Annotated in this window: 3 protein-coding genes; 2 read left to right on the top strand and 1 reads right to left on the bottom strand. The window is 37.2% G+C overall.

Annotation, left to right across the window (positions count from 1 at the left end; translation table 11 throughout):
* The first annotated feature begins 121 nt into the window (after positions 1-121).
* Entirely contained in the window at positions 122-5,098 is a 4,977-nt protein-coding gene (locus DNJ75_RS07375) for an RHS repeat domain-containing protein (protein ID WP_117002804.1), read from the top strand.
* 55 nt (positions 5,099-5,153) lie between these two features.
* Here the strand turns inward: DNJ75_RS07375 and DNJ75_RS07370 are convergent, their stop codons facing one another.
* Positions 5,154-5,648 carry a hypothetical protein gene (locus tag DNJ75_RS07370; protein ID WP_117002803.1) on the bottom strand — a complete coding sequence of 165 codons (495 nt, stop codon included), beginning with the start codon at positions 5,646-5,648 and terminating at the stop codon, positions 5,154-5,156.
* Positions 5,649-5,871: 223 nt separating this feature from the next.
* Here DNJ75_RS07370 and DNJ75_RS07365 point away from each other — a divergent pair, with 223 nt between their 5' ends.
* The gene (locus DNJ75_RS07365; RefSeq protein ID WP_117002802.1) at positions 5,872-10,275 is read left to right on the top strand and encodes a hypothetical protein; all 4,404 of its coding nucleotides are present in this window, start codon (positions 5,872-5,874) and stop codon (positions 10,273-10,275) included.
* Positions 10,276-10,380: the final 105 nt, after the last annotated feature.

Genomic DNA, 10,380 nt, shown 5'->3' with positions numbered 1-10,380 from the left:
CTGTTATTTGAAGAGCAAATAGTAGAAGCAGGCAAGCACTTCAATTTAACATACGAATCATTCCTGCCTTCTTAACCGGATAAGAGACCTAAAAATAGCCAGAATCATCTCCGCATTCATCGTGGGATTATCGACGCCAAATAGTTGGAGACGCTACAATACCAAACTCAAAATATGTAGTGCCTTAACTGGTTCTCTTTATTCTAGAAAAGTCTTATGTCATCTACGTTTCAGAAATTTTGCTTACCAACTTGGGGATGCCAGAGGATTAGAGCATCGCTTAAGCTACTACCCGGATGCTAGCTATTATAAAGTTACAAGTCCTGATGGTTCAACATCAATCCTTTCTGTGAACAATGACGGCAATTTAAGCAATTACCAAGATGCTGAAGGTAAACGTACAAACATAGGCTATAACAGTCTTGGGTATCTTAATAGTATGACCTTACCAACAGGTGGACAAATAGAAATTGATTACAGTCAAAATCAAGATGGAATACCTGCATGTAATACCTCAAGCTGTACTTTGTCTACAGCAACTTATTTGCCAGTGGTGATTGCAGTAAAGCGTTACCTAAATGCTGGGAGTGTTCCTCAGGTTATAAACTATGATTACAGCACAAGTAAACAAACCAATTTCTCAGGTTTCCCGAACTATGGCTTAAATAACGCCAACCATAAGGACTTAACACTTGAAGATGGTGATAATACGTACACCTACAAATCAATCCAGCAAAGCGGTGCCAATGGAATTTATCAGCAGGATGTTACCACATACAACCACTTACACTTACCGATTGAAGTAAAGCATTATTATAAAGATCCAGCTACAAATAACTGGGTTTTGCAAAGCGCCGATAAAAGTTATTATGAGGGACTTAACGCATCCGCAAAGAGTGCCTCTGATGCTTTTAACGATCAAGAAAATGCCTATGATTTCCCGAGTTATCAACAGCTTCAAAGCTCAGGCAATTATGCAAAAGTGCGTAATCACTTTAGCTATTTTGTTGATAAGGGAAATACGCGCACTAGCTTTTTACATTCTGAATATAATGACTATGGTCTTCCAACACTACAAGTACGTTATGATCAATCCAAGGGTAGTTATCAACTCAAAGATAAAACTGCTTATTACTATAGCTATGATAAAGATGCCTCCAAGGGAGAAATCTTAATTATTCACTATGACCCATTACTATCTAATGCTCAACAATACCAATATCATCTAACACAGTCGGATCAGTATGGCAATAAAGTATATGAAGAGACGGGTTACAGTAATGATATTTCCGGTAGTCAGTTAACTGCTGAGCGTATTACACGCGAGTCATTTTATAATGTCGGGGAAAGTAAAGAGCTCAACATCAATGATAACTTCCCTACTTTAGTTAAATCAGAAATATCACAATGGGCAACCAAAGATCATTCTGGTATACAGTCGACTGAAGTAGATTATAGCTATAGCTACAATCAAGAGGATAAGACCTTAACAACCACGACAACGAGTCAAGCTGATGATCGTCGTATTTCATCCATTCAAACAACGGATTATAGAAATGGCTCAATCCTAAGCCAAAGCGAACCTTTTGATGCAGATGAAAAGCCAACAACAAGCTCTCTTAACCAATATGATATTTTGGGCAGATTGACAAAGTCGATTGATAATGCAGGTAATGAAGTAGATCATTTTTACGGATTTGGCAATGTCGATGAAGATAACTATGTTGAGTCTTGTACAAATCCATTGCATCTTAGTACTCAAGGTGATATTGAGGCTTCAGGAGTCTGTCAAAAGCAAGTTTTTGACGGCTTAGGAAATCCATGGAAATCCTATACAAACATAGGGGGTTACACAGATGGCGTCCATTGGCAGCTGCTCAATGAGATTATCTATGATGCCGCCTTAAGAAAGATTTCAGAAATTAATTATTCACAGCATTTTGATGGTCAAGCCGAAGCAGCAGATCAAGATGCTATAACAACGACATATGAATATAATCCCAAAGGGGAAATGGTCGCTACACGCCAATATTTTGGTATAAAGCGTAGTAATTTGTACGATGACACATCAAGTCAACTTGTGAATAAAAACACCCAAGAGAGTGATCAAATTAATCAAGTAATAGCAAGCGCATATAACAATCAGCTCATGCGTAAGTCTTATTTTACAGATAATGGAGATATAACTCGCAGTGATGCTTATACGTCAAACTATAACAAATCACTAACTTCAAATAACATAACTCTTAGCGCATTAGGTCAAACCCTTGCACAACAAAGCACCCTAAACGTTAATGACCAGACTCAATTACTATTCAGTGCTACGAATCAATATGATTTGCTCAATAAACTCACAGATCATATGGTGAATTTTTATCAAGAAGGTCAATTAAAAGTCAACGTCACATCGCATCAAGAATATGACTTATTAGGTAACCTTTTATCTAAACAAGTAATGGTTGGCAAGTACCAAGCAACTTCAGAGCTATCAAGTTTCAATAACTTTGGGCAATTAACAACTCTAAAGAATAATAATAATCAAATCAAAACCTATACTTACGATCCCAAGGGACAGGTCGCTCAAACAACAGATTATGCAGGTGTTATGACTGAATATCATTATAACGTGCAAGATAGTCTAACTGATAAAACGATTCATGGGAAACACACCATAAATTATCACTATGATTATTATGCGCCTGATTCTGCTGAAGGCTACCAAGTATCCGATGTAATAAAAGCAGTAGATGGCGAAGTATCAAGTCATATTCACTATGAATATTCGAATGTGCAACAGGGAAATCAATTAACTGCAATTACTTATTGTGATAGCGAAAACTGTCATTTGGGTGATGCTGGATCTCACTCGATTCGTTATACGTATGATCAATACAACCGCTTAAAAACACAAACGGATGTCGCAGGGAATACTGAAACCTATTATTATAGCGATACACCGTTAGCAACAGCTGATAACTTTCCGATTACGTCAATTGTCTATCAAGGTGCTAATGGTCAAAAACATCAGCTAAGCTTTAACTACGTAGGGGATAACAGTATTAATCCACTTAAAGCACAAGATCCAACGCAAGTGGGGAAAATCGCCAAAATCACTTTAGATGGAGATTTGACTGAAACTTATGTCTATTACCAAACTACTGATAACCCACATTTATCAGGAAAGTTGAAAACGCTCAGTATTTCAGATCATAATGGTTTACAGCAAGCTATTGAGTATAAATATGATCTTGAAACCGGTTTTGTGATTGAAAAAGATTATTACTACCGTGATAGCGACAACAATATTGTACAAAACTATACATTAGATGCGTTAGGGAAGATTCTTGAGTCACGCACAACTGATGCCAAAGGGATTCTCACAGAAGATACTTTGTATACTTATGATGATGCAAATATCAATATTCTGACAAAAGAAGATGGTTTAACAAAAGCAACCATTTACTACGGCTATGACAAAGACAATCGTTTAATTTGTGAGCGTGACTCACAAGGGGAATTAAGAACATGCTTGTCATCACCTCAATCCTCTCAGGATTATCAATATGACATCAATGGTGAGTTAATTTCAGATACTATTCATCACCAAACATTTGCCTATGACGATGAAAAGCAACTGGTTAGTTTTGCAGATAACTCTAAAAAAATAACTGCTACGTATGCCTATAATGCCAATGGTATGCGTAGTCAAAAAATCATTAATCAGCAAACGATCCATTATTACTATGATAACAGTCAGGTTCCACAACTTATTAACGAGGTATTGGTTACAAATACAGAAAAACCACAAACAGCTAGTTACCTTATCAATGGTGATCAACGCTATATTCGTATGTATGAAGATGATAATGCTCAATCACACGATCAGATCTTATTAGGCGATCACAAAGATATTAATGCAACACTAGAAAATGATAAATTATCTGTTAATTATTATGATAGCTATGGCATTCAATTATCTGATTTATCCGTCTTGCCTGTACTTACATCAAATCAAGATAATATATTAACCCTTTCTTATAATCCTTGGGGCTATGCTTCTGCTTATACTGATCAAGAAAGTATGCTTCAATATAATCGTGTGCGTTTTTATAACCCTGCTATTCAACGCTTTATTCAGCGAGATGAGGCATTAGCGCCGATGAACAAATATGCTTATGCTTTGGGTAATGGTGTCGCCTATGTTGATCCTACAGGCAATAACGCTGGTCTGGCTTTCTTGTCCGGTTTTTTAAACCCAATCATTGGAATTGCAGGAGGGAGTCTTGACACGAATATGAATTGGCATTGGGTTGATGGTGCCAGTGAATATTTCAAAGGCGTTGCGCATTCATCTATTGGTTTTGTTGGTAATCTTGCTTGGGGGCTAGGCGCTGGCAATAACGTCGGTTCTTTTGAATATGCCGTCGATAGAACAATGCTTGTTGGAAGTATTAAAAACTCAATACAATCAGGAATTAATGGTAATACTGACAATATGGCACAGTCCCTAGGTAGTCTAACAACCGAAACAGCTATGATACTTGCAGGATCATATCCTGGTGCTGAATTTGGCGAGCTTTCAACTGCTTCGTTTAAAGTTAAAATACGGAGTCTAGCTTATGCTAAATCTATAGCTAACAATACAGTATGGACTGTATTGGTAGGTCCTCTTGTTTTCCCATTAAAAGAAATTGCTAAAGGTTATATTCATTCAAAAGCCACGGGCATTGACTTTAAGTATAACAATGCTTATCAGGATAAAAGTATATGGGTAAAGCTTGATAGATGGTTATTTAAAAGAACAAATAAATATAATATCGGTACAAGTTCATTTAAAGGGACAGCGCTAAGACGGCTAGGAAATTTTGGATTATCTAAAGCTACGTTAGCGGATATCAACGAAGCGATTGGAGACTACCAACCTCAACCAAGCTCCAGTTCAGCTTCATTAACAGAAAGTTCAGAATCTAAAGTTGAATCAATTAAAGAAATATCTGAAACACAAGGGATGATGGATAATGACTCTAATTATTCTTTCCTAGATCAGTCATACAAAGGTGGCAATCTTAGTTTTTCAGATATTGATAATATTGAATAAACAATTTTCTTGAGAATTAATGATTGGTTGATAGTTTAGACAAAGCACTATGCCTTTAGCCAAATGTCCCCTCAACTAATAAGCGCTCATTTTCAGTTGGTTTAGTGCCAAGTAAGTTAGAAATACGCTTACCCTTCCCTTTAGTACAACTAACTTTTGCATCAGGAACACCCACCATCACATCAACAAATCCAGGGATCTCTTTATAAAATGCAGATGGGTCATGATATGCTTCAAAATATATATTATTTAGAACTTTAGATGTTGTCAGCAATCTGCCTCGATCTATGCTCTTTAGATCATTGGCTTCATTATTTCCAAAACCTTTGATCATTTGTCCGTAATTCATCATCACAATACGATCTGAATAACTTGGATTGTAATTTTTTTCAGGAAATTGAACGGTGCAATGAAAAGTCGTTGGATTTTGAGGTGTCGAGTTAATATCAAGCATCAATCGAGTTGCTTGTGGCATATCGTTGGCAAAAACACTAGCACCAATCAAGAAGATACTTAAGCCAGTGAGTTTTATTATTTTGCTCTTGATCATATTTAGTTCTCCTTGTCTGTTTAATCCTTAAAAGCTTATCTGAGGTTAGCGATAAAATATAAAAATGCAAGTCATATACCGTTCGTTAATCATTTTACAGAATTTCTATCTGAAATATTAATGCACAGCGTTGTGCGTCAACATTTGTACACAAAAAGAACGTATTTATTAAATAATAACGGTTAAAACATAACCATGCTGTATAACCATTTTTGAGGCAATTATGAAAAAGAAAACCTTACCCAAAATCATTTTGTTATTATCATTAACACTTGCCGGTTGCGGGGGAGGTGGAGGCGGTGGTTCCTCAGACACCCCTTCACCTTCACCAACGCCAACACCTATACCTATTACCAATCTAACCTATAGTGCTAGCGAAACGAATCCAAAAGAGAGTATCTTGGGACTTAGTGCAAGTTATATCTATGAGATCAAAAATATTGGCAATGAAGATCAGGTCATTAGCTCCTTTGATTTCTCTGACAACAATTATGTCTTGGATACGACAGAAATCAATAGCTGTCGCAGTGGTTTAGTACTGGCAGCGCGAACTGGACGTTGCTATGTATACTTACATGAGTTGCCATCTGTGAACGTAGAACAAAAAGCTTCTTTGCAATCTCTACAAAATAGTACTCCGGGGCTTAATATTCATTTTGCCTCAGGTGAAAAGCTCAGTATTGCGATTGATAGACAAAAAGTCGATAAACCGACGACAAATATGAGTACAATAGCACTTACTCAAGCAGTAAGTGCCATTATGCCAGAGGACATTCAGCTTGATATAAAAAATACTGGTAAGAACTATATAAACACCCCTCAGATCATTATCGATACCACTAAAACAATCGGTCAACTAGATGGTGCTGCTATCACCTTAGCGGATCTTATTGATATCAATAACTCAAGGCTGATTGATTACACCACCTTGGCACCAGATGAGACACTATCAACACCGCTATGGTTAAAACCAAAAGCGAATTTATCCAGTAAACAAATTGACCTGTTGATATCCGCGCTTAACAACAATCAATCATTAAATGCACTGCAAATTATGGGTAGCAACTCTCACAGTATTACGCCAAATATTGAGGTTAAACTTCCGCTTAATATTACTCGACAAGACTCGATTACACACTTGCCTTCCGCCGGTGATTATAAGCCTAGTATTAATTTGGGCACAATTAGCAATATCTCCGCTCATGCGTTTAATGTTGACTTTAGCGCATTTTTAGATAAACCTGAGCTTGCGTTTAATACTGTGGCAGAAAATAGCTGTTTTTATCATTTAACTGATAACATTAAAGCGCTAGCTGCGAATACAGCCTGCCAACTACTTTTTGATTCATCTATTAAGGTTAGTACTACTATTCCTTGGTATATCACCTATCATCAGCAAGGATTTTCGTATCAGCCAAACGATTACATCACACCCATCAATATTCTTGGTGGTAACCGTTTAATCACAGACAATAACATTCCCCATAACATCTTTGCAGGAAATAAGACACAGTTCGACATTCAAAACATTGGTATTGCTAAACTGCCCAATGGCAACTTTGTTGGCAATGCTTTGGCAAATATACATTTTCAAATTGTGGATGACCTAAAGCCCTATATTGACTCTGAAACGCCAAGCTTTTCACTTGATTTAGGTGGCACAAAAACACTTACCTTAACTTTTAAAGATGATAATGCGCTAACAGTATTTGCGGATGCGCTAAATAACAACTTACAAACTCAACTGATCCAAGTGGTCGCCAATGACACAAACACAGGTGATAGTATTAGTATTACCCCAGTGTTTCGCTATAGTAGTAGTCTTGAGATTGCCGGAGACACCACCCTTTTACCAAGCAAAAGCTATCAATACACGCTAACCAATAATGACCCCGATGACAGTTATAAAATCATCTCCATCAGTGAAGATCAACTGCCTCAAGGTGTAAAAATCACCAACAATAACTGTGATGTGCTAGCACCTCATCAGTCTTGCCAAATCAATATCGAAACTGATTCATTGCTTTCAGGTAATGGGCAATTTACGCTTAACTTTCGTAACAATAATAGCAGTACCGAAGTATCACACACCCTCACACTTGCACTTAAAACCAATGTCCAGCTTATCGATGCACCTTATGCTGATATTTCAACAGCTGCTGTTTTAAGTGATCAATCAGCACCAAAAAGTATTACCATTCCGGTTACGCATAAAGGAAGTCAAGGCGATGTCAAAGATATTGCTCAACTGACACTTGTCGTTGCTGATACAGTTTTGCCATTAGTAGATATTGATAAATCAACCCTGAGCATCAATAAATTATTACCTGAGCAAACACAAACATTTGTAATTTCATTTAAAGCAGGTGCTTTGTTTACTGCTGATGATATTCGTCACTTAGAAAACACTGACACGCCTGCTATTTTAATTACGGCAGAGAATATTATTCCACAACCTGTTTATATCAATGTGAATGAAGGGACGAGTTTCATCATTGATAAACCAATTGATAAACCAGATGATTACACCTACACATTGACCAATAATGACGCTCAAGCTGTGACCGTCGAGCAGGTTGATACAACGCAACTACCTGATGGCGTTAACCTCAAGAGTGAGACCTGCCATTTATCGACCCTTTTGCATGATGAAAGCTGTCATGTAACCTTAGAAGTGAGCGCATCAGCCAAAGCATCAAGAATTACTACAAACACCCTATCTTTATCCTATTACTTTGGGAATAAAGAAGATGGCAATATGTTTACACTCAACCATGAGGTAACAATCCCAAATGCCTCATTATCCCTTGTCTTAAAAGATCTTGGTACAAATACACCAACGGATTACTTCCGTGAGAACACGCTACAAGATATCGATGTCCTTGTGACAAACACGAGTCCCTTTGATGCTGATATTACAAAAGCGCAGTATGGCTTTAGTGATACGACTGACCAAGCAGTCAGTGGTTTTTCTACTAAAAACGTCATTGACACGATTATTCCTGCTCACGGTGATAAAACATTTACCATCAATAAATCTCAAGCAGTACAATCTGGTGAGTATAAAATTAATATCACACCGGATATCACATCTAATATTGATAATGTGACCTCAAAAAGCTTTTATGTGGTCCCTCCATCAAGTATTACGATAAGTGAAGATACGCAATATAACGAAAATCATCCAAACACCATTAAGCTTAATGTGCATAATGATGATTCAAACAACGTTAGCTTAACGAACTCATTTACTGGTAATAATTATATCAAGGCGCGTGCGATGGCAGATAGCTGCGCAGATACCCTTTTATCAGGTCAATCCTGCTCATATTATTACTACACGCCTAAAAGCTTTGATGCCTCTCAACCCAAAACAACAAGTATTACAATTACGGCAACTGCCGATCAGAAACTGCCTATCACAGCTAATTATACGCTCATGGCAAAAACCTTTTTATATACCCCGCATTATTGGGATATCTTCCAGTATGGCTTTTTTGATAACACACAAGCATCCATTAAAAACATCTCTGATAAATCAGCCAATGAACCTTTAAGTGTTTTATTTTCAACACCAGAGTTTAGGCAAGAAGGAAGAATCTTAAATATGCGCAGCTTTGGTGATGGTCAAATTGCATTACTTAGATATGACAATAGCAGCCCTAGCCAACTGCTTTATACTTTTTACCCTCAAGATAACTATACAGGCGTTGATAGTAATGGCTTTAAATATTTATACAAAGTTCAGAATATGAACAATTTAACCTCAAATGAAGTAAGTAGTATTTCTGGAGCTCTCGGTAGCGGACTTGTTTTAAATTCACGCGCAGTACAGCAAAGCATCGACTTGGGTAAAAGTTGGTTTAAGTTAAAAGACAGTCTTAATACCAATTGGTTTAATAGTATTACCAAATCAGCAACAATTCCTAATAGCAATGATTATTTCATCTATCCACGTTGGAACGATAATGTCTATGGGGTCAACGCCAATAATGCGCAAGGCGTTATATTAGTGTGCAATACGAACCAAACCTGCAAAAAGCTAAACTTTAATTACCCATCTGGCTTTTGGATTAAAGATAACCCTTCGTACCTAACCTTAGTATCCGAGATGTTTAAAGTCACGCCAAATGGACAGTATTTAGTACTTCATGCAGACTCGTGGGAGTATGGTGTTACAAGCACATACCGTCGCGCATTTTTAACCTTTGATGTTAATACATTGTTAAGCGCTAATAATAACCAGACAGTATCCCCAAGCTACACAAGAACACTTTCTGGAAAAGTCTACTCGATTGATTTAACAGATAACTATATTTACGCACGAGTTGATAACACAATGTGGCGCTATAACCTATTGAACTCGAGTGCGACTACTATAAGTTTGCCCCCTTCTACACAAACCATTTCACATGATGATGAGAATAACTTATATGCGCTGGGTGCTGATCCTATTATTGGCGGTTCTTGCTTATACATACAAAAAAATGGCACTAATAGCTGGCAAAAATTAAGCAACTCTGGTTATACCGCAGAGTATAATCATGGCGGATTTGCTAATGCTTACACCTATGGAGATACACTGTTACTTGCAAGTCCATTGCTTTCAATTACACCATCTTCTTGAGCTTAAAGTTGCATTTAACATAAATCATTTAGAGCAAATTCAGTTTAATCAGCATGGCGACCCTGCCCTTCTTTATGAAGTGGAGGATATTTATGACTAGCGATA

It is taken from the genome of Cysteiniphilum litorale (assembly GCF_003428165.1).
GTDB classification, from domain to species: Bacteria; Pseudomonadota; Gammaproteobacteria; order Francisellales; family Francisellaceae; genus Caedibacter; species Caedibacter litoralis.
The sequence above is the reverse complement of the archived record's forward strand: the minus strand, read 5'-3'. Positions and strand labels throughout refer to the sequence as shown.

What these genes read in the sequence shown, in the direction of transcription:
- DNJ75_RS07370 (WP_117002803.1), bottom strand. Translation starts at nt 5,648, where the DNA reads ATGATCAAGAGCAAAATAATAAAACTCACTGGCTTAAGTATCTTCTTG.
- DNJ75_RS07365 (WP_117002802.1), top strand. Translation starts at nt 5,872, where the DNA reads ATGAAAAAGAAAACCTTACCCAAAATCATTTTGTTATTATCATTAACA.